Origin of the sequence: Acidovorax sp. 59 (assembly GCF_002754175.1) — a bacterium.
In the GTDB taxonomy this organism is placed as follows: domain Bacteria; phylum Pseudomonadota; class Gammaproteobacteria; order Burkholderiales; family Burkholderiaceae_C; genus Acidovorax; species Acidovorax delafieldii.
Genome location: NZ_PEET01000001.1, coordinates 1,623,590 through 1,649,588 on the forward strand (window position 1 = coordinate 1,623,590; position 25,999 = coordinate 1,649,588).

At 67.0% G+C, this 25,999-nt stretch carries 21 protein-coding genes; 10 read left to right on the forward strand and 11 right to left on the reverse strand.

Annotated elements, in window-relative coordinates; genetic code table 11:
- The 5 genes from mmsB to CLU87_RS07335 all read right to left on the reverse strand — a co-directional run bounded on the left by mmsB (position 1) and on the right by CLU87_RS07335 (position 6,614).
- On the reverse strand, positions 1-1,230 hold the full coding sequence (mmsB, locus tag CLU87_RS07315) for a multiple monosaccharide ABC transporter permease (RefSeq protein WP_099730006.1): 1,230 nt from the start codon (positions 1,228-1,230) through the stop codon (positions 1-3).
- 1 nt (position 1,231) lies between these two features.
- Complete coding sequence (mmsA, locus tag CLU87_RS07320) at positions 1,232-2,749, reverse strand: multiple monosaccharide ABC transporter ATP-binding protein (protein WP_099730007.1); 1,518 nt, start codon at positions 2,747-2,749, stop codon at positions 1,232-1,234.
- Positions 2,750-2,859: 110 nt separating this feature from the next.
- A complete protein-coding gene (gene chvE / locus CLU87_RS07325) occupies positions 2,860-3,930 on the reverse strand; it encodes a multiple monosaccharide ABC transporter substrate-binding protein (protein WP_099730008.1) in 1,071 nt (356 codons plus the stop codon).
- Between the two features lie 188 nt (positions 3,931-4,118).
- Positions 4,119-5,084 (reverse strand): ABC transporter substrate-binding protein, encoded by a 966-nt coding sequence (locus CLU87_RS07330; RefSeq protein WP_099732080.1) that lies wholly within the window; start codon positions 5,082-5,084, stop codon positions 4,119-4,121.
- A 78-nt stretch (positions 5,085-5,162) separates the two neighbouring features.
- Positions 5,163-6,614, reverse strand: coding sequence for an aldehyde dehydrogenase family protein (locus CLU87_RS07335; protein ID WP_099730009.1), 1,452 nt, complete (start codon positions 6,612-6,614; stop codon positions 5,163-5,165).
- A 132-nt stretch (positions 6,615-6,746) separates the two neighbouring features.
- On the opposite strand from CLU87_RS07335, the gene CLU87_RS07340 reads away from it, so the two are divergent.
- A complete protein-coding gene (locus CLU87_RS07340) occupies positions 6,747-7,709 on the forward strand; it encodes a LysR substrate-binding domain-containing protein (RefSeq protein WP_056067548.1) in 963 nt (320 codons plus the stop codon).
- A 905-nt stretch (positions 7,710-8,614) separates the two neighbouring features.
- Here the strand turns inward: CLU87_RS07340 and CLU87_RS07345 are convergent.
- Positions 8,615-9,436, reverse strand: coding sequence for an SDR family NAD(P)-dependent oxidoreductase (locus CLU87_RS07345; RefSeq protein WP_055401789.1), 822 nt, complete (start codon positions 9,434-9,436; stop codon positions 8,615-8,617).
- A gap of 124 nt (positions 9,437-9,560) precedes the next feature.
- Between CLU87_RS07345 and CLU87_RS07350 the strand changes: the two genes are divergently transcribed.
- Entirely contained in the window at positions 9,561-10,514 is a 954-nt protein-coding gene (locus CLU87_RS07350; RefSeq protein WP_099730010.1) for an SMP-30/gluconolactonase/LRE family protein, read from the forward strand.
- 76 nt (positions 10,515-10,590) lie between these two features.
- Complete coding sequence (locus CLU87_RS07355) at positions 10,591-11,520, forward strand: aldose 1-epimerase (protein WP_099732081.1); 930 nt, start codon at positions 10,591-10,593, stop codon at positions 11,518-11,520.
- Between the two features lie 93 nt (positions 11,521-11,613).
- Here CLU87_RS07355 and CLU87_RS07360 read toward each other — a convergent pair whose 3' ends face one another.
- Positions 11,614-13,227, reverse strand: a complete 1,614-nt coding sequence (locus tag CLU87_RS07360) for a rhodanese-related sulfurtransferase (RefSeq protein WP_099730011.1) — start codon at positions 13,225-13,227, stop codon at positions 11,614-11,616.
- Positions 13,228-13,253: 26 nt separating this feature from the next.
- Complete coding sequence (locus CLU87_RS07365; RefSeq protein ID WP_233193731.1) at positions 13,254-13,922, reverse strand: cysteine dioxygenase; 669 nt, start codon at positions 13,920-13,922, stop codon at positions 13,254-13,256.
- Positions 13,923-14,126: 204 nt separating this feature from the next.
- Here CLU87_RS07365 and CLU87_RS07370 point away from each other — a divergent pair, with 204 nt between their 5' ends.
- The 4 genes from CLU87_RS07370 to CLU87_RS07390 all read left to right on the forward strand — a co-directional run bounded on the left by CLU87_RS07370 (position 14,127) and on the right by CLU87_RS07390 (position 18,490).
- Positions 14,127-15,152: an ABC transporter substrate-binding protein gene (locus tag CLU87_RS07370; RefSeq protein ID WP_099730012.1), complete on the forward strand. Its 1,026-nt coding sequence runs from the start codon at positions 14,127-14,129 to the stop codon at positions 15,150-15,152.
- A gap of 277 nt (positions 15,153-15,429) precedes the next feature.
- Entirely contained in the window at positions 15,430-16,476 is a 1,047-nt protein-coding gene (locus CLU87_RS07380) for an ABC transporter permease (RefSeq protein WP_369804338.1), read from the forward strand.
- A complete protein-coding gene (locus CLU87_RS07385) occupies positions 16,470-17,273 on the forward strand; it encodes an ABC transporter ATP-binding protein (RefSeq protein WP_099730014.1) in 804 nt (267 codons plus the stop codon). Before CLU87_RS07380 ends, CLU87_RS07385 begins: the two co-directional genes overlap by 7 nt.
- 8 nt (positions 17,274-17,281) lie before the next feature.
- Positions 17,282-18,490: a cytochrome c gene (locus CLU87_RS07390; protein WP_233193732.1), complete on the forward strand. Its 1,209-nt coding sequence runs from the start codon at positions 17,282-17,284 to the stop codon at positions 18,488-18,490.
- Positions 18,491-18,656: 166 nt separating this feature from the next.
- Here CLU87_RS07390 and CLU87_RS07395 read toward each other — a convergent pair whose 3' ends face one another.
- Positions 18,657-19,049: a VOC family protein gene (locus tag CLU87_RS07395; protein WP_099730015.1), complete on the reverse strand. Its 393-nt coding sequence runs from the start codon at positions 19,047-19,049 to the stop codon at positions 18,657-18,659.
- A gap of 364 nt (positions 19,050-19,413) precedes the next feature.
- On the opposite strand from CLU87_RS07395, the gene CLU87_RS07400 reads away from it, so the two are divergent.
- Positions 19,414-20,529 (forward strand): LLM class flavin-dependent oxidoreductase, encoded by a 1,116-nt coding sequence (locus tag CLU87_RS07400; protein WP_056744351.1) that lies wholly within the window; start codon positions 19,414-19,416, stop codon positions 20,527-20,529.
- Positions 20,530-20,627: 98 nt separating this feature from the next.
- Here the strand turns inward: CLU87_RS07400 and CLU87_RS07405 are convergent, their stop codons facing one another.
- Together CLU87_RS07405 and CLU87_RS07410 are read right to left on the reverse strand one after the other, a co-directional pair.
- On the reverse strand, positions 20,628-22,268 hold the full coding sequence (locus tag CLU87_RS07405) for an FAD-dependent monooxygenase (RefSeq protein WP_099730016.1): 1,641 nt from the start codon (positions 22,266-22,268) through the stop codon (positions 20,628-20,630).
- A 90-nt stretch (positions 22,269-22,358) separates the two neighbouring features.
- Positions 22,359-23,375: a tripartite tricarboxylate transporter substrate binding protein gene (locus CLU87_RS07410; RefSeq protein WP_099730017.1), complete on the reverse strand. Its 1,017-nt coding sequence runs from the start codon at positions 23,373-23,375 to the stop codon at positions 22,359-22,361.
- A gap of 83 nt (positions 23,376-23,458) precedes the next feature.
- On the opposite strand from CLU87_RS07410, the gene CLU87_RS07415 reads away from it, so the two are divergent.
- Both CLU87_RS07415 and yjjJ read left to right on the forward strand, forming a co-directional pair.
- Positions 23,459-24,388 (forward strand): LysR family transcriptional regulator, encoded by a 930-nt coding sequence (locus CLU87_RS07415; protein WP_233193733.1) that lies wholly within the window; start codon positions 23,459-23,461, stop codon positions 24,386-24,388.
- Between the two features lie 88 nt (positions 24,389-24,476).
- Positions 24,477-25,835: a type II toxin-antitoxin system HipA family toxin YjjJ gene (gene yjjJ / locus CLU87_RS07420; protein WP_099730019.1), complete on the forward strand. Its 1,359-nt coding sequence runs from the start codon at positions 24,477-24,479 to the stop codon at positions 25,833-25,835.
- Positions 25,836-25,999: the final 164 nt, after the last annotated feature.

A 25,999-nucleotide genomic window follows, 5' to 3' on the forward strand; every position in this document is an offset into this window, starting at 1 on the left:
TCACGCTTTGTTCTTGTTGTAAACGTCCACCAGCACGGCGGCCAGCAGCACCACACCCTTGATGACCTGCTGGTAGTCAATGCCGATGCCCAGGATGGACATGCCGTTGTTCATCACGCCCATCACAAAGGCGCCGATGACCGCGCCCATCACCTTGCCCACGCCGCCCGATGCCGACGCGCCGCCGATGAAGCAGGCCGCAATCACGTCCAGCTCAAAGCCCAGGCCCGCCTTGGGCGTGGCGGTGTTGAGTCGCGCCGCAAACACCAGCCCGGCCAGGGCGGCCAGTACGCCCATGTTGATGAAGGCATACAGCGTGAGCCGCTCGGTCTTGATGCCCGAGAGCTTGGCCGCCTTCTCGTTGCCGCCCATGGCATAGATGCGGCGGCCGACGGTGGTGCGGCTGGTGACAAAGTCGAACAGCACGATCAGCAGCGCCATCACGATGAGCACGTTGGGCAGGCCCTTGTACGAAGCGAGCAGGTAGCTGAAGTACACCAGCAGCCCACCAAACACCACGGTGCGGGCGATAAACAAACCTGCGGGCTCTGTCTGCACGCCGTGGCGCAGCCGGTTGGCGCGCTGGCGCAGGCCACCCACGGCTAGGGCTGCGGCTACGGCCGCGCCCAGCAGCAGTGAGGTCAGGCGCAGGCCTTCCACGCTGAACAGGTCGGGGATGAACCCCGAGCTGAGCATCTGGAACGCCGAAGGGAACGGCCCCACCGACTGACCCGCCAGAAGCGCCAGCGCCAGGCCCTTGAACACCAGCATGCCCGCCAGCGTGACGATGAACGACGGAATGCGCGAGAACGCCACAAAGCTGCCTTGAATGGCGCCAATGAGTCCGCCGCAGAGCAGGCACACCAGCGTGGCGGGCACAAAGTGCCAGTTGTATTCGACCATCAGCACCGCTGCCAGCGCGCCGATGAAACCACACACCGACCCCACCGACAGGTCGATGTGCCCGGCCACGATGACCAGCAGCATGCCCAGCGCCATGATGACGATGTAGCTGTTCTGCAGCACCAGGTTGGTCAGGTTCAAGGGCTGCATCAGCGTGCCCTCGGTCATGTACTGGAAGAAGCCCATGATGGCCACCAGCGTGATCAACATGCCGTATTCGCGCAGGTTGTGCTGCAGGTGCTGCAACAGCGGCTTATCGTGCCGCGCCGCTGCTGTCGGGCTGCCGTCGGCCAGCGTGCTGGCGGGGGGATGGGTGGTCTGGCTCATATCAACTGGCTTTCACAATCGCTCGCATGATTCGTTCTTGGGATGCTTCGGCCGTCGGCATCTCGGCCACAAAGCGGCCTTCGTTCATCACATAGATGCGGTCCGTGATGCCCAGCAGCTCAGGCATTTCGGAGGAGATCACGATCACGCATTTGCCCTCGGCCGCCAGCTGGGCGATGAGGGTGTAGATCTCGTACTTGGCGCCCACGTCGATGCCGCGCGTGGGCTCGTCGAGGATGAGCACTTCGGGGCTGGTGAACAGCCATTTGCTCAGCACCACTTTTTGCTGGTTGCCGCCCGAGAGGTTCAGCGTCTTCTGGTCCACGCCCGAGCAGCGGATGCGCAGCTTCTCGCGGTAATCCTGTGCCACGCGGTGTTCCTGCCCGTTGTCGATCACGCTGGCGAACGACACGCCCGGCAGGTTGGCCAGCGAGGTGTTGAACTGGATGTCTTCGTTCAGCACCAGGCCGTTGCCCTTGCGGTCTTCGGTCACATAGGCGAGGCCGTGGCGCACGGCTTTCTCGACCGTGCTCACGTCGATGGGCTGCCCGTGCAGCCGCACTTCGCCGCTGATGCGCTGGCCCCACGAGCGGCCGAAGATGCTCATGGCCAGCTCGGTGCGGCCTGCGCCCATCAGGCCCGCAATGCCCACAATCTCGCCGCGCCGCACATTCAGGTCGATGCCCTTGAGGTGCTCGCGGTCGCTGCGCTGCGGGTGGTGGGCGCGCCAGTTGCGCACCTCAAAAACAATGTCACCCACTTGCGGCTGGCGCTGGGGGTAGCGGTCGCTCATCTCGCGGCCCACCATGGCCTGGATCACGCGGTCTTCGCTCACCGGGCCTTCGCGGCAGTCCAGCATCTGCACGGTGCTGCCGTCGCGCAGCACGGTGATGGCATCGGCCACGCGCGAGATTTCGTTGAGCTTGTGCGAGATCAGGATGCAGGTAATGCCCTGGGCTTTCAGCTCCAGCAGCAGGTCCAGCAGGGCCTGGCTGTCGTTCTCGTTGAGGCTGGCGGTGGGCTCGTCCAGGATCAGCAGGCGTACCTTGCGCGACAGCGCCTTGGCAATTTCCACCAGCTGCTGCTTGCCCACGCCAAGCTGGCCCACGGGGGTGTCGGGCGACTCGCGCAGGCCCACCTTGTGCAGCAGCGCCTGGGCGCGGCTGTGCGCAGCCATCCAGTCGATGACGCCGTGCCGCGCGGTTTCGTTGCCAAGGAAGATGTTCTCGGCAATCGACAGCAGCGGCACCAGCGCCAGCTCCTGGTGAATGATGATGATGCCCAGGTGCTCGCTGTCGCGGATGCCCGCAAACTCGCGCTCCTGCCCATCGAACAGGATCTGGCCGCTGTAGCTGCCGTGCGGGTACACACCCGACAGCACCTTCATCAGCGTGGATTTGCCCGCCCCGTTTTCGCCGACGATGGCATGAATCTCCCCGGCCTGCACCTGCAGGTTGACCTGGTTCAGCGCCACTACGCCGGGGAAGGTTTTGCGGATGTTCCGCATTTCAAGAAGCATGGTCTCTCAGTCTGTTGGTGGGGCCTCTGGCCCCATCCCGGTTGCAGGCCGCCTGCGCTGCCCCGGTGGCATTCGCAGGCGGCGGCTTTAGATGCAGAAGCCGCTCGCGCTCACTTGATTTGGGACTCCTTGTAGTAGCCACTGCCCACCAGCACCGTGTTCCAGTTGGATACGTCCACCGACACGGGCTTGAGCAGGTACGAGGGCACCACCTTCACGCCGTTGTTGTAGGTCTTGGTGTCGTTGATCTCGGGCTGCTTGCCTGTCAGTACGGCGTCCACCATGTTGGCGGCCACCTTGGCCAGCTCGCGGGTGTCCTTGAACACGGTGGAAGATTGTTCGCCCTTGAGGATGGACTTGATGGAAGGCACCTCAGCGTCCTGGCCGCTGACCACGGGGCAGGGCTGCTGGGCGGTGCAGTAGCCCACGCCCTTGAGGGAGGACAGGATGCCGATGGAGATGCCGTCATAGGGCGACAGCACCGCATGCACCTTGTCCTTGCCGTAGTAGGCCGACAGCAGGTTGTCCATGCGCGCCTGGGCCACCGAGCCATCCCAGCGCAGCGTGCCCACCTTGTTCATGCCGGTCTGCTTGCTGCGCACCACCAGCTTGCCGCTGTCGATGTAGGGCTGCAGCACGCTCATGGCGCCGTCGTAGAAGAAGAAGGCGTTGTTGTCGTCCGGCGAGCCGCCGAACAGTTCAATGTTGAACGGGCCCTTGCCTTGCTTGAGCCCCAGCTTGTCCACGATGGAGGTGGCCTGCAGCACACCCACCTGGAAGTTGTCGAACGTGGCGTAGTAGTCCACGTTCTTCGAGCCCTTGATGAGACGGTCGTACGCAATGATCTTCACGCCCTTGTCGGCCGCGTTTTGCAGCGCCTTGGACAGCGTGGTGCCGTCAATCGACGCGATCACCAGCACCTTGGCGCCCTTGGTGATCATGTTCTCGATCTGCGCCAACTGGTTGGGGATGTCGTCTTCGGCGTACTGCAGGTCGGTCTTGTAGCCCCGGTCCTTGAGCACCTTGACCATGTTGTCGCCATCGGCAATCCAGCGCGCCGAGGACTTGGTGGGCATCGAGATGCCGATGGTGCCCTTGTCCTGGGCCGATGCCACGGACGTGGCGCCAATGGCAGCCAGTGCCACGGTGGCCAACACGGCCTTGAAAATTGCACGCTTCATTTGAGTCTGTCTCCTGATGTTGTTTTGATTTGATTGCCGCTTGGATGCGTCACGGCCTTACGAAACTGTCGCGGCCCAGTGCCAGAGCCACCGCCCAAGGGCCGCCCCGCCGGGCCGGTGGCGTCCCCCTTCCCGCATCGCGCAGCGATGCGAGAGAAAGGGGGGAAGGCGCGCAGCGCCTCAGGGGGTTAATACTTCCTGTTCGGCATTTCCTTCGCCGCCACTTCCATCGGGAAGATGCCTTCTTCGGTCACGATGCGCTTGGGCACCGCCTTGCCAGCCTTGATGTCCTTGACAGCGCTCATCAGCTGCGGGCCCAGCAGGGGGCTGCATTCCACGCTCACGTTGAGCTTGCCGGCGATCATGGCTTCGAAGGCGCCCTTCACCGCGTCGATGGAGATGATCACGATGTCCTTGGCGGGCTTCATGCCGGCCTCTTCGATGGCCTGGATGGCGCCAATCGCCATGTCGTCGTTGTGCGCGTACAGCACATTGATCTTCTTTCCCTCGGCCTTCAGGAAGGCTTCCATCACTTCCTTGCCCTTGGCGCGGGTGAAGTCACCGGTCTGGCTGCGGATGATCTTGAACTTGGGGTCGGCCTTGATGATTTCTTCAAAGCCCTTCTTGCGGTCGATGGCGGGGGCGGAGCCCACAGTGCCTTGCAGCTCGACGATGTTGACCTCGCCCTTCTGGTCCTTCATCTTCTCCACCAGCCAGCGGCCGGCCTTGCGGCCTTCTTCCACAAAGTCCGAGCCCATGAAGGTCACATACAGCGACGTGTCCTTGGTGTTCACCGCGCGGTCGGTCAGCACCACGGGGATCTTGGCGGCCTTGGCCTCGCGCAGCACGGGCTCCCAGCCAGACTCCACCACGGGCGAGAACGCAATCACGTCCACCTTCTGCGCGATGAACGAGCGGATGGCCTTGATCTGGTTCTCCTGCTTTTGCTGCGCGTCCGAGAACTTCAGCTCGATGCCCGCCTCCTTGGCGGCCGACTTGATGGACTCGGTGTTGGCGGTGCGCCATTCGCTCTCAGCCCCCACCTGGCTGAAGCCCAGCACGAGGGGCTTTTGCGCCCAGGCGGTGCCGGGCAGCAAGGCGGCCACGGGCACGCTGGCCAAGGCGGCAGCAACGGTGCGGCGGTTCATTTTCATCATCTTGTCTCCTGTCTGTAATGGTTGGTTGACGATGGTTGCGGGATGGAAAGAAGGAACGCTCGAAAAGGGCAGGGCTCAAGCCAGCATGTAGCCCGTCTTGACCGTGGTGTAGAACTCGGCGGCATAGCGCCCCTGCTCGCGGGCGCCGTAGCTGGACTCCTTGCGGCCGCCAAACGGCACATGGAAGTCCACACCCGCCGTGGGCAGGTTCACCATGGTCATGCCCACGGCAGCGTGGCGCTTGAAGTGCATGGCGCGCTTGAGCGACGTGGTACAGATGCCCGCACACAGGCCAAAGGGCGTGTCGTTGGCCAAGGCCAGTGCGTGCTCGTAGTCGTCAGCCCGCAGCACGCAGGCCACGGGGCCAAAGATTTCCTCGCGCGCCACGCGGTGCTCCGGGCGGGCCAGGAAGAGGGCTGGGCTCATGTAATGGCCTGGGGTGGGGCGCTCCAGGCGCTCGCCACCCCAGACATGCTCCGCTCCCTCATTGCGCGCAATGTCGATGTAGTCCAGGTTCTGTGCCAGCTGGTTGTCGTCCACCACCGGGCCCATCTCGGTGCCACGCTCCAGCGCGTGGCCCACCTTCAGGCTGGCCAGCCGGTTGCGCAGGCGCGCCACAAAGGCGTCGTGCACCTCGGCCTCGACGATGAGGCGGCTCGATGCGGTGCAGCGCTGGCCGGTGGAGAAATACGAGCCCTGCAGCGCGCAGTCCACCGCCTGGTCCAGGTCGGCGTCGGCCAGCACGATGAGCGGGTTCTTGCCGCCCATCTCCAGTTGCACCTTGGCGCGGCGCTGGCTGGCGGCGCGCAGGATGCGGTCGCCCGTGGCGACTGATCCGGTGAAGCTCAGCGCGTTGACCAGCGGGTGGTCCACCAGCGTCTGGCCCACCTCGCGGCCGCTGCCCATGACGAGGTTGAAGGCACCGGCGGGCAGGCCGCTGCGGCTGATGATTTCGGCCAGCGCCCAGCCACAGGCGGGCACCAGCTCTGCGGGCTTGAAAACCACGGTGTTGCCGTAGGCCAGGGCCGGGGCGATCTTCCAGGCCGGGATGGCGAACGGGAAGTTCCACGGCGCGATGATGCCCACCACGCCCACGGGCTCCCGGGTTACGTCCACCTGCACGCCTTGGCGCACCGAGGCGAGTAGTTCGCCCTGGATGCGCAGCGCCTCGCCCGCAAAAAACTTGAAGATCTGCCCGCTGCGCGCCACTTCGGCGATGCCTTCGGGCAGGGTCTTGCCTTCTTCACGGGCCAGCAGTGCGCCCAGCTCGTCCTTGCGTGCCAGCAGCTCGCTGCCAATCATGTCCAGCACGTCGGCGCGGCGTTGGGGTGTGCTCTGGCTCCAGGTGGGCAGGGCGTCGGCCGCAGCGCGCACGGCCAGCTCGGTCTGGTTGCGGTCGGCGCGCGCATATTCGGCCACCACCTCGCGGGTGTCCGACGGGTTGGTGCTGATACCGGTGGTGGTGCCGATTTCCCACCGGCCGTTGATCAGGTGCCGGGGGCTGAGCTGGAGGTCGCCGAGCTTCATGGAGAGAGGCCTTTGTTGCAGTTGCGGAGAAGTCTATGGAAGGTTTCGATATCAATCCAATCGTTTTTTAGACAAAATACATATCGTTCTTTGCATTCTGGAAAACCCCTCCCTTTTCCCGTCCTCCTATTCATGAGCACCTACAACCACTGGTTCATCCGCGCCCGCCTCAAGACGCGCCAACTGCTGCTGCTGGTGGCCCTGGCCGAAGAGGGCAACATCCACCGCGCCGCCCAGGTGCTCAGCATGACGCAGCCGGCCGCCTCCAAGCTGCTCAAGGACCTGGAGGATGTGCTGGAGGTGTCGCTGTTTGACCGCCTGCCACGCGGCATGCGCCCCACCTGGTACGGCGAAACCATGATCCGCCACGCCCGCATGGCCCTGGCCAACCTGAACCAGGCGCACGATGAGATCGGCGCGCTCAAGCGTGGGCACTACGGCCAGGTAGGCATTGGCGCCATCACCTCACCGGGCCTGAGCCTGCTGCCCGCCGCCGTGGCACAGGTCAAGCAGGAGCACCCCAGCCTGCGCATTTCGCTGGACATCGAAACCAGTCCCGTGCTGCTGGAGCGGCTGGAGCAGGGCAAGCTCGACATCGTGGTGGGCCGCCTCTACGAGGAGCACGACAAGGAGAACCTGCGCTATGAGTCGCTGACGGAGGAGCTGGTTTGCGCCATGACGCGCCCGGGCCACCCGCTGTCGAGCATGACCGGGTTGACGCTGCGCGACGTGGTGTCGGCCAGCTGGATCGTGCCGCCGGCGGGCAGCGTGTTGCGGCACCGGTTTGACCTGATGTTCCAGCAGGACGGGCTGGCGCCGCCGCTGCACACGGTGGAGACATCGGCGCTGCTGTTCATCACGCGCATGCTGCAGCAGAGCGACATGATTGCGGTGGTGGCGGAGGATGTGGCGCGCTATTACGCGGCGCATGGGATCGTGACGGTGTTGCCGCTGGCGATGCCGTGCCATATGGATGCGTTCGGAATCATCACGCGGTCGGACCGGCTGTTGTCGCCGGCGGCGAAGGTGATGATGAAGGCGTTGAAGCAGACGAGCCTGGTGCAGTACGGGAGGCGGTTGGAGGTGGGGGATTGATGGTTTGGGTTGTTGTTGGCTGGATGCGCTAGTGGGATATGGGCTGGTAGCTATTGATTTTGTAGTGTTGGTTCTTGTGCGCTGATTGGGTGGCATGCCTTTGTTGAAGGCGGAGGCCGGGAGTCGCCCCGGCGGGCGAGGTACTTTTCTTTGCTTCGCCAAAGAAAAGTACCCAAAAGAAAGGCGACCCCCAGTCTGCGACCCCTTCGCTGTGCGAAGGGGCAAACCTGCGGCGGGGCGGTTGCGGGGTGCGCCGTGGTACTCGCTCTGCGCTGGCGCGCGCCGCTCAGACATCCACGGCGAGTCAGTTCACGAAGCACGCGCGCTCCGACGCCCATGCCACCCCGCAACCGCCCCGCCGCAGGCGCAGCCAGCAGGGGTGGGGAGCCGAACATCCAAACAGCCACACGGGCCATCGCTGCGCTCGGCCCCGCCTGCGCAGCGCGTGGCGCTTGCGCCCGCGAGACGGGGCCGAGCGCAGCGCAGCGAAGCAATGGCCCGTGTGGATGTCTGTTTTTGGGTTCCCTTCTGCGCGTGCCGAGAAGCGCAGGGCAGGGGGTGCGTGCGTGTGCCGAAGGACACACGCACTTCGTGCACTGACTTGCCGCAGTTGTTTGAACGGAGCGCGTAGCGCGCAGTGAGTTCTGCGGCGCACCCTCTGTGCGAGCATCGCAGGTTGCCCGTAGCGCAGCGAAGGGACGCGCGCAGTAGGGTCGCCCTTTCTTTGGTGACTTTCTTTCGGCGACGCGAAAGAAAGTTACTCGCACGCCGGGCGACTCCCGGCCTCCGTCCTCAACCCGAGCACGCCGCCAGACCAGCACCCACACTCACACTCACAAACTACAAAAACAATAGCTGCCAGCGCTTAATGGATAAGCGCCAGAGCCCAAAAAGACTTCAAAAAATCAAACCCATCCCGCATCCACCTTGAACTCCTGCGCCGTACACATCGCCGCATCGTCCGACGCCAAAAACAACACCATCCGCGCAATGTCATGCGGCCGCAGCTTGTCCGGCAGGCACTGGTTGCGCGCCAGCTCTTTCTCGCCCTCGGCGTCCAGCCACAGTTTGATCTGCCGCTCCGTCATCACCCACCCCGGCGACACCGTGTTGATGCGGATCCGGTCCTGCCCCAGCGTCTTGGCCAGCCCGCGTGTGAGGCCGTTCACCGACGACTTGGCGATGGCATAGCAGGGGTAGCCCGTGCCCTTGCCCTGCCAGCCGGTAGACCCCAGGTTGATGACAGAGCCCGCGCCCAGCCTGCGCATGCCAGGCACCACGGCCTGGATGGCGAAGAAGGCGGGGCGCTCGTTGATGGCCATGCGCTCGTCGTAGTACTCGGGGGTTACGGATTCGAGCGTGTGCCGGTCATCGCTGGCCACGTTGTTCACCAGCACTGCAAAGTCGCTGCCCAGCTCGGCCGCCGCTTCGGCCACACAGGCTTGCAGGGCGTTCACATCGCGCACATCACACACACGCCACCAGGGGCGGGGCAGGCCTGCGTCGGCAATGTGCTGGGCCAGGGCTTCGCTCGCGTTGCGCGCCACGTCCACAAACGCCACGCGGGCACCTTGTTCGGCAAACGCCGCCACGATGGCCGCGCCAATGCCGCTGCCGCCGCCCGTCACAAACACGGCGCGGCCTTGCAGGCTGGGGAATTTCGCCAGGCCCTGGGGGGCACCCGTGGCGTCGGTCGAGGAAGAGGAGGGGGTAAAAAGCTGTGTCATATCAATATTGCAATCAATCAATGGCAAAAAAATTCATTTCAAGCATCAATTGGCGTTGATAAGATGCCGCTCGTCAAGTGCCTGGCGGCAGGCCGATGCAAAAAAACGACCGGAGACAACCAACGTGTGCCCTTCGCTGGATACCCCCATCCCACCGTCCAGCGGCGCGTCCGCCTCTGCTCCCACAACAACCGGCGCCGTGCGCTGCGTGGTCGCACTGGGCAACGCACTGGGTGAGGGGGTGATGTGGTCCGTGCGCGAGCAGGCCGTGTACTGGGTGGACATCCTGCAGCGCGAGCTGCACCGCTGGGACCCGGCCACCAGCGCCCACCAGCGCTGGACGTTTGACGAAGAGATTTCTGCCATTGCCGAGCGCACCAACGCCCCCGGCTTCATCGTCACCCTGCGCCGGGGCTTTGCACTGTTCGACCCCGCTGCTGACATCGCCGCGCGCTACCTGCACCAGCCCGAGCCAGAGCGCACAGGCAACCGATTCAACGACGGCAAGTGCGACGCCCAGGGCCGCTTCTGGGGTGGCAGCATGGACTTTGCGTGCGAGGCTCCCACGGGCGCGCTCTACAGCTACGCCGCCAGCGGCGACTGCGTGCGGCACGACGATGGTTTTGCCGTGACCAACGGCCCCACCTGGGCCCCTACCGCGCAGGGCCCGGCCATGTTTTTCAACGACACGGTGCAGGGCGCCACCTACCGCTACCACTGCGACCCAGCCACCGGCACCGTGAGCGACAAAACGCTGTGGAAGCGCTGGCCCGCGGCTGACGGCGTGCCCGACGGCATGACCACCGATGCGCAGGGCCGCATGTGGGTGGCGCACTGGGGCGGTGGCTGCGTCACCTGCCACGACGCCGACACGGCGGGCGAGCTGGCCCGCATCCCGCTGCCCGTAAGCCAGGTCACCAACTGCGCCTTTGGCGGTGCGGACCTGCGCACGCTGTACATCACCTCGGCCCGCACCGGTCTCACGCCCGAGCTGCTCGCGACCGAGCCGCTGGCCGGGGCACTGTTTGCCGTGGACATCAGCACGCCCGGCCTGCCCGCGCATCTGTTTGGCGGCTGATGCCGGCCCCGCGCGCAGCAGCGAGGCCCATGGCTCCGCCTCCTTTTTTCTCCATCCCGCAGAAAGCACACCGCCCATGACCGAGGCCTCTTCATCCCACCCCATCGTCTGGCTGCACCACGCGGGGCAGCACCTGGGCCTGGTGCCCACACTGGGCGGCAGCGTGGCGGCCTGGCAGATCGACGACCCGCAGGCGGCGGGCGCGCGCATCGACCTGTGGCGCCCGTGGGATGGCGCCACGCCCGACCTGTACCGACTTGCGTCCTTCGCCATGGTGCCCTGGTCCAACCGCATCAGCGGCGGCGGGTTTGAGCACGCGGGCCAGTTCCACCCCATGCGCCCCAACCGCGTGGGCGAGCCGTACCCCATCCACGGCGACGGGTGGCTGCAGCCCTGGCAGCTGACCCAGCCCGCGCCCGACACGCTGCAGATGCAGCTGCGCTCCGAGCGCTTTGACGGCAACCCCTACGAGTACGAGTGCGTGCAGACCTTCCGCCTGGTGGAGGGCGGCCTGGACCAGTCGGTGCAGGTGCGGCACCTGGGCGCGCAGCCGCTGCCGTACGGCCTGGGCCTGCACCCCTGGTTTCCGCGCACGCCCGGCACGCGCATCACGGCGCCGGTGCAGGGCGTGTGGCTGTGTGGCGACGACCCCCTGCCCACACAGCACACGCAGCACTTCCCGCCCGGCTGGGACTTGAACACCGGCGCGCCCGCCAACGGCGGTTTGATCGACAACGCCTACACCGGCTGGGGCGGCACCGCGCAGATCGACTGGCCCGAGCGCGGGCTGCGCCTTACCGCCCACATGCCAGACTTTGCCAAGGACGGCGGCGCGGCCCACCACTACTGCCTGGTGTACCGCCCGCCACAGGGCCCGGCGTTCTGCTTTGAGCCCATCACCCAGCCCATCGATGCTTTCCACCAACCGGGCCAGCCCGGCCTGCGCACCTTGGCGCAGGGCGAGGTGCTGGCGATGAACGTGTCGTGGCGCTACGGGGCGTTGTGAGCGCCCCGGGGGCGCCCCAGGAGAGGGTTTGTAGAGAAATCAGCCGGTAGCGCTAGTGAATCATGCGCTGGCAGCTATTAAATCGATAGTGAATCAGATCACCCGGAACCCGTGGGTGCCGTCGCGCCCCAGTTGTTCCACCAGCCCGAACTCCCAGTCCAGGTAGGCCTGCATCGCCTCGCGCGGGCTGTCGGTGCCTTCGTACGGGCGGCGGTAGCGGTCGATGCGTGGCGAGGCCAGGCGCGTCTCGCCATGCTCCAGCGGCAGGCCCTGGGCGATCCAGGCCAGCGTGCCACCCTCCAGCACCACCACCTCGGCACCACCCGTCAGGCGGGCCAGGTCCTGCGCGGCATAGCGTGCCAGCAGGCTGCTGCCACAGGTCAACACATAACGCTGCGCCTTGGGAATACTGGCCACCGCCTGTGCCAGTTGCGAGCGGATCACGAACCACGCGCCGGGGATGTGGCGCTGCACGTAGTTGGCGCTGGTGGTCAGGTCCAGCACGGCGGTGTGGCCGGGGCGCTCTTTGCTTTCTTCGTTCAGCCAGGCCGCCAGTTGCGCGGGCGTGACCCAGGCAATGGGGCCTTCGGGCTCGGGCACGGTGTTGGCCACGGCGCCGGTCTCATTGAAGTCGGCGGCGGGCGCCCCGTCCAGCACCCACACATCCCAGCCCATCTGCGCCAGCCACGATGCACTCATGTTCGCGCGCACGCCGTCGTCATCCACCAGCACGATGCGCGCGCCACGCACGGCGGCGGTGTGGTCGGTCTCCTGCACCAGCTGGCCGCCGGGCGTGTTGCGAAAGCCGGGCAGGTGGCCTGCGGCAAATTCTTCGGGCGTGCGCACGTCCAGCAGGTAGGTGGTGCGCTGCGCCTCGGCCCCAAAGCGCGCCAGGTCGGCGCGGGTGGCGCGCTGCACGCCCGCGCGGTCGGCCACGCTGCGCGCCTGCTGGGGCGCGCGCTCGCGGTCGGCATGCACGGCGGGGTCAAAGCGGCGGGTGGCGCCGCGCTCCAGCGTCTGGCCGGCCAGCAGCCAGCCGATGGTGCCGTTGCGCAAGGCCGCCACCGGGTTGGGGATGCCCGCGTTCACCAGCGACTGCGTGCCGATGATGCTGCGCGTGCGGCCTGCGCAGTTCACGATGATCTGCGTGGCCGGGTTGGGCGCCAGTGCCTGCGCGCGCAGCACCAGCTCCGCGCCGGGCACGCTCACGCCGGTGGGGATGTTCATGGTGTGGTATTCGTCATACCGGCGCGCATCCAGCACCACGACATCGGCCTGGGCGTCGATGAGCGCCTGCACCTCTTCGGCCGCCAGCGAGGGCGTGTGGCGCTCGGCCTCCACCAGCTCGCCAAACGATTTGCTGGGCACGTTCACGTCGATGAACAGCTCGCCGCCCGCATCGCGCCAGCCCTGCAGGCCACCGGCCAGCAGCGTCACCTGCGTGTAGCCCAGCTGCTGCAGCTTGCGCGCGGCGGGCTCGGCCAGGCCTTCGCCGTTGTCGTACACCACGATGAAGGTGTCGCGGCGCGGAATGCGCGTCCACGCATCCAGCTCGATCTTGCCGGCGGGCAGGTTGGCGGCGAACAGCGGGTGGCTTTGGGCAAACGGGTCTTCCTCGCGCACGTCGAGCAAGGCGATTTCCTGGCGGGCGAGCAGGGCCTCGCGAACCTGGTGGAACGAAGTCTGGGGCAGGGCGGGAGCGGTCATGGTCTTGGTGTTGGGTCGGATCGGCTTCAGGCAGCCGGTGTAGGGTTTTTGGACAGGTCCCAGAGGTTGGGCAGGGTGCTGTTGCTGTAGCCCGAGATGAACGGCTTACGCGTGCCGTCCTCCAGGTACACGCTGCGCTGCACCGCGCCAATGTTGGCGCCGTACACGTGGATGCTGATGGAGGTGTGGCCCTCCCACGCGTTGCTTACGCGGTGCACATCGCCTATGGCAGGGTCGTTGGGCGAGACGGCCTCCACCTGGCCCGGCTGCAGCTGCACGGGCGCGCCCTGCGGTGCCCAGCGGCCGTCGGGCGTGCGGGCATAGGCCTGCGAATCCTCGGCGCCGCGCAGCATGCCGATCAGGCCCCACACGGTGTGGTCATGAATGGGCGTGGCCTGGCCGGGGCCCCACACAAAACTCACGACCGAAAAGCGCCCCAGCGCATCGGCATGCAGCAGGTACTGCTGGTAGCGCTCGGGGTGGGGCTGGGCATAGGTGTCGGGCAGCCAGTCGTCATGGGCCACCAGCGCGCCCAGCAGCGTGGCGCCCTGGGCCAGGGTGTCGGGCTCGGGCAGGCGCTGCTCCACCAGCGCGGCCAGCTGCTGCACAAAGTGGCGCAGGCGGGCAGTGTGGGGGGCGCCCTGCGGCGCGGAGGGGGACGTGTGTGGGGTCGATGGGTTGGGCAATGCACTCATGCCCGGTATTGCACCAGCGCCCGGGCTGCCTGTGTGTTGCGTGTTTTGCATATGCATCCCTGTTTTTCTTCGTTCTGTTGCGAGGCGTCTTTCAGTTCAATGCCAATCCATCGTAACGGCGGCGCGGACCGGCTCGCAGGCATCCACAGGAATTCACGGGCAATCGCAGCGCCGATCAGGATTTGACAACCAAAAGGGCACAACATGAGCAAGCTTCAAAACCAAGGTGGGGTGGGAGGGCGCTGGACGCGCCGGCAGCTGTTGCAGACAGCGGGCGCGGCCAGCGTGGTGGGGGTGTCGAGTGTGGTGGGCAGCCACGTGCTGGCCGCCGGCAAGCTGCGCGAAGTAAAGCTGGCGTGGAACGCCAACGCCATCTGCCTCTCGGCCGCGCCGGTCGCCATCGAGCGCGGCATTTTTGAAAAACATGGCCTCAAGGTCGAGCTGATCAACTTTGCGGGCTCCACTGACCAGCTGCTGGAGACCATCGCCACCTCCAAGGCCGACGCGGGCCTGGGCATGGTGCACCGCTGGATCAAGCCGCTGGAGTCGGGCTTTGACGTGAAGCTGGTGGGCAGCTCGCATGGCGGCTGCTCGCGCCTGGTGGGCTACGAGGCCGCGGGCGTGACCAGCCTGCAAAAACTCAAGGGCAAGACCATTGCGGTGTCGGACCTCAACAGCCCTGGCAAGAACTTCTTTTCGGTGCTGCTGACCAAGGCCGGGCTGAACCCCGAAAAGGACGTGACCTGGCGCCAGTTCCCCGGCGACATGCTGGGCCTGGCGGTGGAAAAAGGCGAGGCCCAGGCCATTGCTGACGGCGACCCCAACCTGCTGCTGATCCAGCGCCGCACCAAGGGCCTGGTGGACCTGGCGTCCAACCTGTCGGGCGAATACGCGGCCAAGACCTGCTGCGTGCTGGGCGTGAGCGGCGCCATGGTGCGCAACGACAAGGGCACGGCAGCCGCGTTGACCCGCGCCATCATCGAGGCCTCGGACTTCGTGGCCGACAACCCCAACGAAACCGCGCGCATCTTCAGCCCGTATTCCAAGGTGCCGCAGGAGGACCTGCGCGCCGTGCTGGGCACGCTCACGCACCGCAGCCACCCGGTGGGCACAGCGCTGCGGCAGGAGATCGAGTTCTATGCCCGCGACTTCAAGCTGGTGGGCGTGCTCAAGCCCGGCACCGACCCTGCGCGCTTCGCGGCCCACGTCCACGCTGACGTGCTGGTGTAGCAAAGGGCACCCCCCTGAGTCGCTGCGCGCCATCCCCCCGCTCTCGCAGTGCTTCGCATTGCGGGCAGGGGAACGCAGCCCTCGCTGCGGGGCGGCCCTTGCTCGGCAGCCCTCGCATGGGCCGCGCCCACCTCGCGCGGCTATGGCCAAACATTCACCGTGATGAATGAATACCACTGGACCTGAATCGATCTGACTGGACCCGACTATGAGCACTGTTGCCGACAACATCCTGGGCGCCCCGCCGGGCATCAGCCCCAAGCCTTCGCAGCCCCCGCTGCGTGCGCCCAGCCCATCATCCGGTGCGCCCCGTGCTGCGGGTGCGCAGCCTATCACCGCGCCTGACTTCAAGGCGGCCAAAGCGGCCCAGGGGGTCTGGTGGGTGGGGCTGGCCGCCGCTGTGGCCTGGGCGGGGCTGGCCTTGCTCACGGGCCTGTGGCCCAACAAGCCAGCGGGTTTCAGCGAATGGGCGTTTACCGAAGAGTTCGCCTGGGGTGCGGGGGGCGTGTCGGCACTGCTGCTGGCGCTGACCGTGCTGGCCCGTCCGCTGGCTGCCGTGGTGCGCCGCGTGCGTGCGGCTGGACCGTGGCTGGTGGCCATTGCCGTCGGCCTGGCGGTGTGGGAGGTGTTCACCGCCAAGCTGGGCACGCTGCCACCGCCCTTCTTTGCACCGCCCCAAAGCCTGGTGGAGGTGTACGCCACCGACTGGCCGCGCCTCCTGGAGAGCGCGGGCGCCTCCATCCGCCTGCTGGCGCTGGGCATTGCGATTGGAGCAGCGGCAGGTTTTGTCACGGGCGTGCTGATCGGCTGGTCGCGCCAGGCCAGTTACTGGATCCACCCGGTGCTGCGCATCCTGGGCCCGGTGCCCACCACCGCGCTGCTGCCGGTCAGCTTCTATTTCTTTCCGTCCAGCTGGTCCACGGCGATCTTTCTGATTGCGCTGGGCACGGCCTTCCCGGTGGCCATCCTCACCTGGTCAGGCGTGGCCGGGGTGCACAAGAACTTTTATGACGTGGCCCGCACCATGGGTGCGTCGCCCTGGTTTCTGGTGCTGCGCGTGGCCATCCCGGCGGCGCTGCCGCAGGTGTTTGTGGGCCTGTTCATGGGCCTGGGCGCGGCGTTCTCCACCCTGGTGGTGGCCGAGATGCTGGGCGTGAAAGCGGGCCTGGGCTGGTACCTCACCTGGGCGCAGGGCTGGGCGGCGTATCCCAACATGTATGCGGCGCTCATCGTGATGGCGCTGCTGTTCTCGGGCGTGATCACGCTGCTGTTTGTGCTGCGCGACAGGGTGCTCTCGTGGCAGAAGGGGGTGGTGAAATGGTGAGTTCCGCGACGGTTCCTGAAATCTCTACGGCGGCCCGTGTGAACGGCGCACGCATTGACGTGCGCAATGTCAGCCACTGGTTTGACCTGCCCGCAGGCCCGTTGCACGTGATCGACGAGCTGGACTTGTCCATTGCACCTGGCGAGTTCGTGGCCCTGCTGGGCCCCAGCGGCTGCGGCAAGAGCACGCTGCTGCGCCTGGTGGCGGGGCTGGAGCCGGCCACCACCGGCGAGCTGCTGCAGGATGGCGCCCCCATCACCCAGCCCGACCCGTCGCGCATCGTGGTGTTTCAGGACCCCACGCTGTTCCCCTGGCGCACCGTGTGGGACAACGTGGCCCTGGGCCTGCAGGCGCGCGGCATCCTCAAATCCCAGCGCCATCGCGTGGACGAAGCGCTGGCCCTGGTCGGGCTGCAGGACTTTGCCAAGGCCTTCCCGCACCAGCTCTCGGGCGGCATGGCGCAGCGCGTGGCGCTGGCGCGTGCGCTGGTCAACGACCCCACCTTGCTCGTGCTGGACGAGCCGCTGGGCAAGCTCGACTCGCTCACGCGCCTGTCCATGCAGACCGAGCTGGTGCAGCTGTGGCAGCGTGCGGGTTTCTCTGCCCTGCTCGTCACGCACGATGTGGAAGAAGCGCTGTTCATGGCGCAGCGCGTGGTGGTGTTCTCTGACCGGCCTGCGCGCGTCAAGCAGGTGCTGGTCAACGACCTGCCGTACCCGCGCCACCGGGGCGACCCACGCCTGGCGGCCCTGCGCCACGAGGCGCTGGCGTTGCTGGGGCTGGACGCCAGCTGGTAGCCACCGCCTTGGCCTGGCTGTCGTTGCCGCCCGAGTGGCTGGCCGCTCTGCTCGAAGGCCTGCAGGCCACCCAGCAGGGCATGCGCGCGCTGCTGCATGCGTTGGGCCTGGCGCCCGATGTGCACGGCCAGCCCGCCTGGCCGTTCGCGCACCGTGTGGCCGCCGAGATGCTGGTGGTGGATGCCGGCCACGCGCGGCGCGTGATGTTGTCGCTGCTGTGTGTGGGTGTGGCGCTGCTGGCGCTGGCGGTATCCGTGGCGTGGCGGCGCGGCCGCAAGCCGCTGTGGTGGCTAGCCGCTGCACTGGTGGTGTTTGCGCCCTGGCCCCATCGCCACCTGCTGCTGACGCCCGCCGTGGCCACCAGCCTGCACCAGTCACCCACGGGCTTCACTGCGCAGGGCATCGTGCGCGGCCAGGCGGTGTACCAGCAACATTGCGAGCGCTGCCATGGCGCCAGTGCCAACGGCGAAGGGCCCGACGCACCCCGGCTGGCCATGTGGCCGCCCAACCTGAACGGCGCGCTGTTGTGGAAGCGGCTGGATGGCGAACTCTTCTGGCGCGTGCGCCACGGCATGCAGGGCCGCAACGGCGCGCAGACCATGCCCGGCTTTGACACCACGCAGCTCACCGACGCGCAGGTGTGGGAGGTGCTGGACTACCTGCAAGCCCATGCCGCGGGCCAGATGCTGCGCGAATCGGGCACTTGGGACCGCCCCGTGCGCCTGCCCGACGTGGCCGTGCTGTGCCGCCATGGGCGCCAGCACACGGCGCGCAGCTTGGCGGGGCAGCGGCTGCGCGTGGTGCTGCCAGGCAGCGGCAGCCCCTTGCCCGCCGATGATCCACGCCTTGTCTCGCTGGTGGTGGCGCACCCCGGGCCCGGCGCGCTGCACACTCCCGATGCTGCTGCCGCCGATGCGGAATGCCTGACCACCGATACCGCAGCGCCGTTGGCACTGGCCCTGGTGCTGGGCGTTCCCGCCAGCGACCTGCCCGGCCACCAGCTCATCGCAGACCGTGCGGGCTGGCTGCGCGCACGGGGCCAGCCGGGCAAGGCCGCGTGGTCGGAGGACGATCTGGTCTGCCGCACAGCGCCAGCGGCCCAGCAGCTGCCTTCTGCCGATGTAGCTGCCAACGCTGCGGGCGATGGCCTGCAGGCGCTGATTCGCCGCATGGACGCAGAGCCCGTGCGGCTGGTGCGGGGCGGCTTCCCGCACTGACAGTGCCCGCCACCAGCGTGCTGGCAGCGGGCCGCGAGCGAATGCCTGGTCGCGTTCAGATTGCTCTCAAAAGAATAGCGGCCAGCGATTTATCGACTAGCGCTTGAGGCCATTTTCCCTAGATAAGCAGCGCATGGGGCTTCCGCCCGCCCGGCGCCACCCTGCGCTACGCCTGTCCGTGCGACGCCACGCACAGCTTGTTGCCGTCTGGGTCCCGAAAATACGCGCCGTAGTAGTTGGCGTGGTACTCGGGCCGCAGCCCGGGGCGGCCCTCGGACTGGCCGCCCAGGCTCAGCGCCAGCGCATGGGCTGCGTCCACCTGGCTGCGCGTGGCGGCCATGAAGGCCACCATCAGCCCGTTGCCAGGGTGGGGCACCTCGCCGTTGAACGGGCGGGCAATCACAAAAAGCGGCCGGGGGCCGGGGGTGGACTCCCAGCCCGCCCAGGGCCGCTCGGCTTCGCAAAAGCGCTCCTGAATGCCCAACGAGGCCAGCACCGGCCGGTAGAACGCCAGGGCGCGCTCGAAATCTGTGATGCCAACAAAAACGTGCGAGAGCATGGTGGGTGGGGTCCTTTCTGGATGCGAAGCGGGCTGGCCATTGTGAGGAGTGAGGAGCGAGGAGCCAGCGGTCAGAGGCCAGGGCCAGACGTGCAGGTCGGCAACGCACTGGCCGACCATGCCGACGCTGGCGGCCAGGCGGCGGAGTCTGGATGGCAACCCGCCACAGCATAGCGGCGCGCACGGCGGCGGTGTACCCCCATCGCCGTGTGCGGCGGGGCCTATGCGCCGCACAACTTTGCAAACGCGTTTTTCTTCGTTGGCGCGCACCAGGGGCGGGCAGATCATGGCTGCAGTCCCGCACGCGTGACGTTGCCAACCATTCACCCAACCTTGTTTCACCCCATCGCCACAGGAGCCCGCTATGCCCGTCCAGTTCATCGGCATGATCCAGCCGCACGAAGTCTCTGAAACCATCGCCCGCAAGGGCCCGGCGGTGGACCCCGCCTATGTGCGCGTGTTTGCCCAGGCGCACGAGCACGCGGGGTTTGACCGCATCCTGGTGCCTGCCAGCTCGTCCAGCCCCGACACGCTGCTGACCGTCACGTACGCGGCATCGGTCACCGACAAGATCAAGTTCCTGCTGGCGCACCGCCCCGGCTTTGTGGCGCCCACGCTGGCCGCGCGCCAGCTGGCCACGCTGGACCACTACACCAACGGCCGCCTGGCCGTGCACTACATCAGCGGCGGCTCGGACGAAGACCAGCAGCGCGATGGCGACTTCCTGAACCACGACGAGCGCTATGCGCGCACCGACGAATACCTCACCGTCCTGCGCCGCGTGTGGGCCGAAGACAAACCCTTTGACCACGAAGGCACCTACTACCGCGCCAAGGGCGTGGTGTCGGAAGTCAAGCCCCTGCAAGGCCAGCGCGTGCCCATTTACTTTGGTGGTGCCTCTGCACCTGCCCTGCAGGTGGCCGGCAAACATGCCGACGTGTACGCGCTGTGGGGCGAGTCGCTGGCCCAGGCGGGCGACCTGGTGCGCCGTGTGCGCGCCGAGGCCACCTTGCAGGGCCGGCATGTGGACTTCAGCATCTCGTTCCGCCCCATCCTGGGCAAGACCGAGGACGAAGCCTGGGCCAAGGCCGAGCGCATTCTGGAAGACACGCGCCGTTTGCGAGTGAGCCAAGGCTACTCGCGCGGCGTGGGCCCGCAGCAGAGCGAAGGCGCGCAGCGCCTGCTGGCCGACGCCGCCAAGGGCGACCGTGTGGACGAACGCCTGTGGACGGCCATTGCGCGCGAGCTGGGCGGCCGGTCCAACTCCACATCGCTGGTGGGTACGCCCGAGCAGGTGGCCGACGCACTGCTCAAGTACTACGACCTGGGCATCACCACCTTCCTGATCCGTGGCTTTGACCCGCTGGTGGACGCTATCGAGTACGGCCGCGAGCTGCTGCCCCTGGTGCGCGCCAAGGTGGCAGAGCGCGACGGGCAGCAGACACCGGTGGCGCCCGCCGCGCTGCGCAAGGCCGCCTGAGCGATTGGCTGCCTGGCGCCCCGGCCTGGATCGCGCCCTGGCCTGGATCACTCCCGGGCTGGGGCGTTGCCGCTAACCCAGCGGCCGCGCCCGTGCGGTTACCCCGCCACACGCGCCAGAACGTCGCGGGCTTGCGCTGCGGTCACCACGGGGCCGCCAGCAGGCGCCGTCCAGGCCACAAACTGGTCGGGCCGCACCAGCACCAGCGGTGCGCCATAGCGCGCAGGCTCGGTGCCTTCGCCCCCGTCACCACAGTCCACCAGCCGCAGGGGCAGTCCCAGGCCCGCCGCCGCCTCGCGAAAGGCCTGCACCGATGGCGCGTGGGCGCCGTCGCGGCCCACCACCAGCAGCGAAAAGCCCGGGCCCAGCTCCTCAAACACATTGCGCCCGGTGGGCAGCGTAGCGGGTGCCAGGTGGTGGCCAGGCCGCGCCTCAAACCGGTGCGATCCCTTGGCGCTGCTGGCGCGGCCCTCGCTGCCCCACACGATGCCCGAGCCCTCGTAGTGCGGCTCAAACGCATGCACCTCGCCCACGGCACCCTGTGCGCGCGCCTGCCATGCGGCTTCAAACGCGGCCTGGTCCCGCGCCGGGTCGTGGGTGTCCAGAAACTCCTTGTCTGTCTCGATGGACCGCGCAATGAAGTCATTGATGGTGGACGCAAACACCGGGCGCCGCTCGGCGTCGTACGAGTCCAGCAGGCGCTCGCCGCCCCAGCCTTGCAGCGAGGCGGCCAGCTTCCAGCCCAGGTTGCGCGCGTCTTCCAGGCCCGAGTTCACGCCATAGCCGCCGTAGGGCGGGTGGCTGTGGGCGGCATCACCCGCGATGAACACCCGGCCCTTGCGATAGCTGTCGGCCAGCATGAAGCGCAGGTCCCAAAAGCCGATGTGCTCAAACTCCACTTCAAACTCCGCGCCCACCGCCTCGTGCAGGTAGGCGGCAAAGTCAAAGTTGTCTTTGGTGGTGCCTGGCGGCACCGGCGCGTGAAAGAACCAGGTGCTGCCCAGGTCCACCCGGCCGAGAAACTTCCAGTAGCCCTTCAGCTCGGGCTGCAGCACGTTGTAGTAAGACTTGCCGGGGTAGCGCTCCAGCAGCTGGTGCAGACCTTGCGACTTGAACACCAGCAGCACCATCATGCGGTCGTGGTCCGTGCGGGTGTGGGTGATGCCCGCCTGCTCGCGCACCACCGACCGCGCCCCGTCCGACCCCACCACATAGGCGCCGCGCAGCACGCGCTGGGCCTTGCCGTCGCCGCGTTGCTGAATGGTGACGGACACGCCCGCATCGTCCTGCGCCACGGTGCTTGTCTCCCAGCCGTAGAGGGTCTGCACCGACGGCAGCTGGGCCACGCGCTGGCGCAGCACCGCCTCGGTGGCGTACTGCGGCAGCCGCTCGTTGGCAGTGAAGTAGTAGGGCTTGACCAGGTCGCGTTGCAGCCAGTCGTAGCTGTAGGGCCCCAGCAGCGTGCCATGTGCGGTCAGGCCGCCAATGCCGTACTCGACCGGAATGGTGCGCGCTGCGCGCAGCTGCTTTTCAGCCCCCCAGAAATGAAAGTGCTCCATGGTGCGCTGCGTGAGGTTCTGGCCCTTGGGGATGGGCTGGGGCTGCACATAGCGCTCCACCACGATCACGCTCACGCCGCGCTGGCCCAGCTCTATGGCCAGGCCCATGCCGACGGGGCCGCCGCCCACGATGATCACTTCGGCGTCCTGCTGCGGCGCCACGGTTGCTTGCTGGTTCATGTTGTTGGTTTTGTTCGATTCGGTTCGGTACGGGCTGCGGTGCGAGGTTGTGCAGTGCTGCGCGCTGCTGCGTGGTGCGAGTGACCGTGGTTACTCGGCGGTGATGCCCTGGGCCTTGATGAGATCGGCCCAGCGCTTGGCGTCAGCCGTCACCAGCTTCTGGAAGGCGTCTGGCGAGCTGTGGGCGGGCGTCATGCCCTGGGTCTCGAACGACTTGGCCACGGCGGGCGAGGCCAGCACGTCGCGCAGCTCGGTATTCAGCCGGTCCACCATGGCACGGGGCGTGCCTGCGGGGGCAAACACGCCGTACCACATGTCCACGTTCAGGTCGCCCAGCTTCAGCGTGCCCAGCGACGGCACCTCGGGCAGCAGCGGGTGGGGCGTGTCAGAGCTGATGGCCAGCGCCTTCAGCTTGCCCGCCTTCACATGCTGCAAGGCCACGTGGATGGGTAGGAACATCGCGTCGATCTGCCCGCCCAGCAGGTCTGTCACGGCCGGGGCGGTGCCCCGGTAGCTGATGTGGGTGAGCGAAATCTTGGCCCGGTTTTTCAGCAGCTCCATCGCCAGGTGGTGCGGCGTGCCCGCACCGGGCGAGCCGTAGTTGAGCGAGCCGGGCTTGGCCCGGGCGCGGTCCATCAGGTCCTTGAGCGATTCGATTTTGGACCCCGCCGATGCCACCAGCAGCAGCTGCCCCCAGCTGGTCTGGCTCACGGGCACCAGGTCCGTCAGCGGGTTAAAGCCCTGCTTGGGGTACAGCGCCATGTTCATCACCAGCGTGTTCACGCTGACCAGCAGCGTGGTGCCATCGGGCGCCGCGCGCACCACCTCTTGCGTGCCGATGATGCCGGACGCACCCGCCTTGTTCTCCACAAAAAACGGGCGCTTGAGCCGGTCAGACAGCGGCTGCGCAATCTGCCGCGCAATCAGGTCAATGCCCGTGCCGGGCGTGAACGGCACCACCAGCCGCACCGGCGCATCGGCCCCCGTCTGTGCCCAGGCCCTGGGCGTGGCGGCGGCAGCCGTGGCGGCCAGCGCGCCCAGCACCAGGCTGCGGCGTTGGGGGGAGGGCGGGTGCGCGTTGGCACGCAGGGTGGGCAGCTGGGGCATGGGGCTTGTCTCTCTAGTCGTTGGAAGGGCGTTACAGGACAATTACAACGACACTCTTGACATTGATCAAACGGAAAATTCTGATGAATTCTTCATCAAAGCTGATGAATGTCAGCACCCGCCAGCTCCACGCTTTTCTGGAGGTGACGCGCCTGCAGAGCTTTGCCAAGGCGGCCGAGCAGGTGCACCTGTCGCCCTCGGGCATGAGCATGCTGGTCAAGGAGCTGGAAGACCAGGTTGGCGCCCGCCTGTTTGACCGCACCACCCGGTCGATCACGCTGACCGAGGCCGGGCGCCGCCTGCAGCCCGTGGCCGAGCGCGTGGTGGGCGAGCTGCGCGCCCTGGGCGCCGTGCTGGATGGCAACGAGGCCGCCGTGCGCTCGCGCCTGCTGGTAGCGGCCACCCCCATGATCTCGGCCAGCCTGCTGCCCGAGGTGATTCGCTGCTTTGCGCAAAGCCACCCTGGCGTGCAGGTGCAGCTCAGCGATGTCGAGGTGGGCACCGTGCGCCAGCGCGTGCTCGACGGCGAGGCCGACATCGGCTTTGGCTTCTTCGTCAAACCCGCCGTGGGGCTGTCGCGCCAGCCCTTGTGCAAGTTCCGCCTCATGCGCATCAGCCCGCCCGATACGGCGCACACCAGCGGCCAGCTGTCTGACAGCCAGCCCTGGAGCCGACTCAAAGACGTGCCTCTGGTCAGCCTGCCGTCGGGCAACCCCATACAGGTGGTCATCGAAAAGCAGCTCTCCCGCCTGGGCCTGGCCCACCAGGAGCGCCCCCGCATGAACCTGATCGGCACCCTGATCGGCATGGTGCGCGCCGGCCGTGGCAGCGCTATCGTGCCCTCGTTCGCGCTGGAAGAATGCCTGCGCCAGGGCCTGGGCGTCGCCATGCTGCGCGAGCCCGTGGTGCACCTGGACCTGTACCTGGCCTACCGCCGGGGCACGCAGCAACAACCGGCGGCGATGGCGTTTGCCGAGGCGCTGCGGGAGGCTGCGGTGCGGTTGCCGGCTTAAGGGGGCGACCCTGGGGCGTCCATTCAGTCTGTTTTTATCTATTCTTTTATCTATTCAGTTTTCAATTCAAACGGCGTATCCTTAGGCCATGCCCTCCGCCGCCCAGACCTACGCCAACGCCGTCCGCCCCCTGCTGCGCCCCGGCCCCACCAAGGCGCAGGCGCTGGCCCAGGCGCTGCAGGTCAGCCAGCCCACCGTCTCGCGGGCACTCAGCGCGCTGGGTGACGAGGTGGTGCCTTTTGGCGCCGCCAGATCTATTCAATACACGCTCCGCGATCCCCAGCGCGCCGATCTGCAGGCCACGGTGTACCGCGTCACCCCCCAGGGCGCGGTCGAAACTCTGGGCACCCTCGTCCCCGTGTGCCCGCAGGGATTTGTGATGGTCGAGGCGGACGGGGCCCGGCTGCACAGCGACGGCCTGCCGTGGTGGATCTATGACATGCGCCCGCAGGGCTACCTGGGGCGCGCCTACTGCCAGCGGCACGGCCAGCGCCTGGGCTTGCCCGAGCGGCTGGGCGACTGGAGCGACACCCACGCACTGCGCGCCATCCTGGACCAGGGCGACGACATGCCCGGCAACCTGCTCATCGGCCCCACCGCCCGCGACCAGTTCGTCAACGCGCCCGACCCCGTGCCGATTGCAGCGGCGCAGAAGCTGCACACCTACGCCCGGCTGGCCGACCTGGCCGCGCGCGGCGAAGTGGCGGGCTCGTCAGCCGCCGGCGAGCAGCCCAAGTTCACCGCCTACGCAGAGCAGGCCGATGGCACCGCCGCACATGTGATGGTCAAGTTCACCGCAGAACTCGACACCCCCGTCAGCGCCCGCTGGCGCGACCTGCTGCTGGCCGAACACATCGCCCTGCAGGTGCTGCGCGACCACGGAGTGCCTACCGCGCAGTCGATGACCTGGATGCACGGTACCCAACGATTTCTGGAAGTGCAGCGGTTTGACCGGCTGGGCGCGCGTGGGCGCAGGGCGCTGCATTCCATCTCCGCGCTGGACGCCGAGTTTGTCGGCAGCGGCGGCAACTGGCCGGTGATCGCCAAGGCGTTGTGGAAGGAGGGCGTCATCACTGCCCAGGCCTTTGACACAGCCTGCCTGCTGTGGGCGTTCGGCTGCCTGATCGGCAACACCGACATGCACAGTGGCAATCTGTCGTGCTTGTCAGAGGGGCGAAGGCCTTACGAGCTGGCGCCTGCGTATGACATGACGCCCATGGCGTTTGCACCCACGGCGGGGGGCGGCTTGCCGGATCGGGCGCTAGAACTGACGGTGGGGGAACAGGTCAGTGCAGCGGCTTGGAAGGAGGCGCTTGCGATGGCGCAGGTGTTTGTTCGACGGTCGGAGGATCAGGAAGGATTCAGCGCGGGTTTCGATGCGTGTAAGGCGGAGTTGGTACGCCATTTGACGGTGGCTGCTGAGCGTGTTGGGCGGCTTGCTGTTTAAAGAGGCTGTTGGTAGGCACGAGGCTGAGGCCAGTTTGGTGCGAAATATTCCGGTAGTGGTTGATCTATATGCGGTGGTAGCTATGAAAAATAGAGCAAACACGACTGCGCTCTTTTTTCTTTGAGTTTTGAACCACATGCGTGAGGATTGACCGCTGCTGGCCC

Excerpts from the sequence above, each read along its gene's own strand:
- mmsB (WP_099730006.1), bottom strand. The coding sequence starts at position 1,230 with ATGAGCCAGACCACCCATCCCCCCGCCAGCACGCTGGCCGACGGCAGC.
- mmsA (WP_099730007.1), bottom strand. The coding sequence starts at position 2,749 with ATGCTTCTTGAAATGCGGAACATCCGCAAAACCTTCCCCGGCGTAGTG.
- chvE (WP_099730008.1), bottom strand. The coding sequence starts at position 3,930 with ATGAAGCGTGCAATTTTCAAGGCCGTGTTGGCCACCGTGGCACTGGCT.
- CLU87_RS07330 (WP_099732080.1), bottom strand. The coding sequence starts at position 5,084 with ATGAAAATGAACCGCCGCACCGTTGCTGCCGCCTTGGCCAGCGTGCCC.
- CLU87_RS07335 (WP_099730009.1), bottom strand. The coding sequence starts at position 6,614 with ATGAAGCTCGGCGACCTCCAGCTCAGCCCCCGGCACCTGATCAACGGC.
- CLU87_RS07340 (WP_056067548.1), top strand. The coding sequence starts at position 6,747 with ATGAGCACCTACAACCACTGGTTCATCCGCGCCCGCCTCAAGACGCGC.
- CLU87_RS07345 (WP_055401789.1), bottom strand. The coding sequence starts at position 9,436 with ATGACACAGCTTTTTACCCCCTCCTCTTCCTCGACCGACGCCACGGGT.
- CLU87_RS07355 (WP_099732081.1), top strand. The coding sequence starts at position 10,591 with ATGACCGAGGCCTCTTCATCCCACCCCATCGTCTGGCTGCACCACGCG.
- CLU87_RS07360 (WP_099730011.1), bottom strand. The coding sequence starts at position 13,227 with ATGACCGCTCCCGCCCTGCCCCAGACTTCGTTCCACCAGGTTCGCGAG.
- CLU87_RS07365 (WP_233193731.1), bottom strand. The coding sequence starts at position 13,922 with ATGAGTGCATTGCCCAACCCATCGACCCCACACACGTCCCCCTCCGCG.
- CLU87_RS07370 (WP_099730012.1), top strand. The coding sequence starts at position 14,127 with ATGAGCAAGCTTCAAAACCAAGGTGGGGTGGGAGGGCGCTGGACGCGC.
- CLU87_RS07385 (WP_099730014.1), top strand. The coding sequence starts at position 16,470 with ATGGTGAGTTCCGCGACGGTTCCTGAAATCTCTACGGCGGCCCGTGTG.
- CLU87_RS07395 (WP_099730015.1), bottom strand. The coding sequence starts at position 19,049 with ATGCTCTCGCACGTTTTTGTTGGCATCACAGATTTCGAGCGCGCCCTG.
- CLU87_RS07400 (WP_056744351.1), top strand. The coding sequence starts at position 19,414 with ATGCCCGTCCAGTTCATCGGCATGATCCAGCCGCACGAAGTCTCTGAA.
- CLU87_RS07405 (WP_099730016.1), bottom strand. The coding sequence starts at position 22,268 with ATGAACCAGCAAGCAACCGTGGCGCCGCAGCAGGACGCCGAAGTGATC.
- CLU87_RS07410 (WP_099730017.1), bottom strand. The coding sequence starts at position 23,375 with ATGCCCCAGCTGCCCACCCTGCGTGCCAACGCGCACCCGCCCTCCCCC.
- CLU87_RS07415 (WP_233193733.1), top strand. The coding sequence starts at position 23,459 with ATGAATTCTTCATCAAAGCTGATGAATGTCAGCACCCGCCAGCTCCAC.
- yjjJ (WP_099730019.1), top strand. The coding sequence starts at position 24,477 with ATGCCCTCCGCCGCCCAGACCTACGCCAACGCCGTCCGCCCCCTGCTG.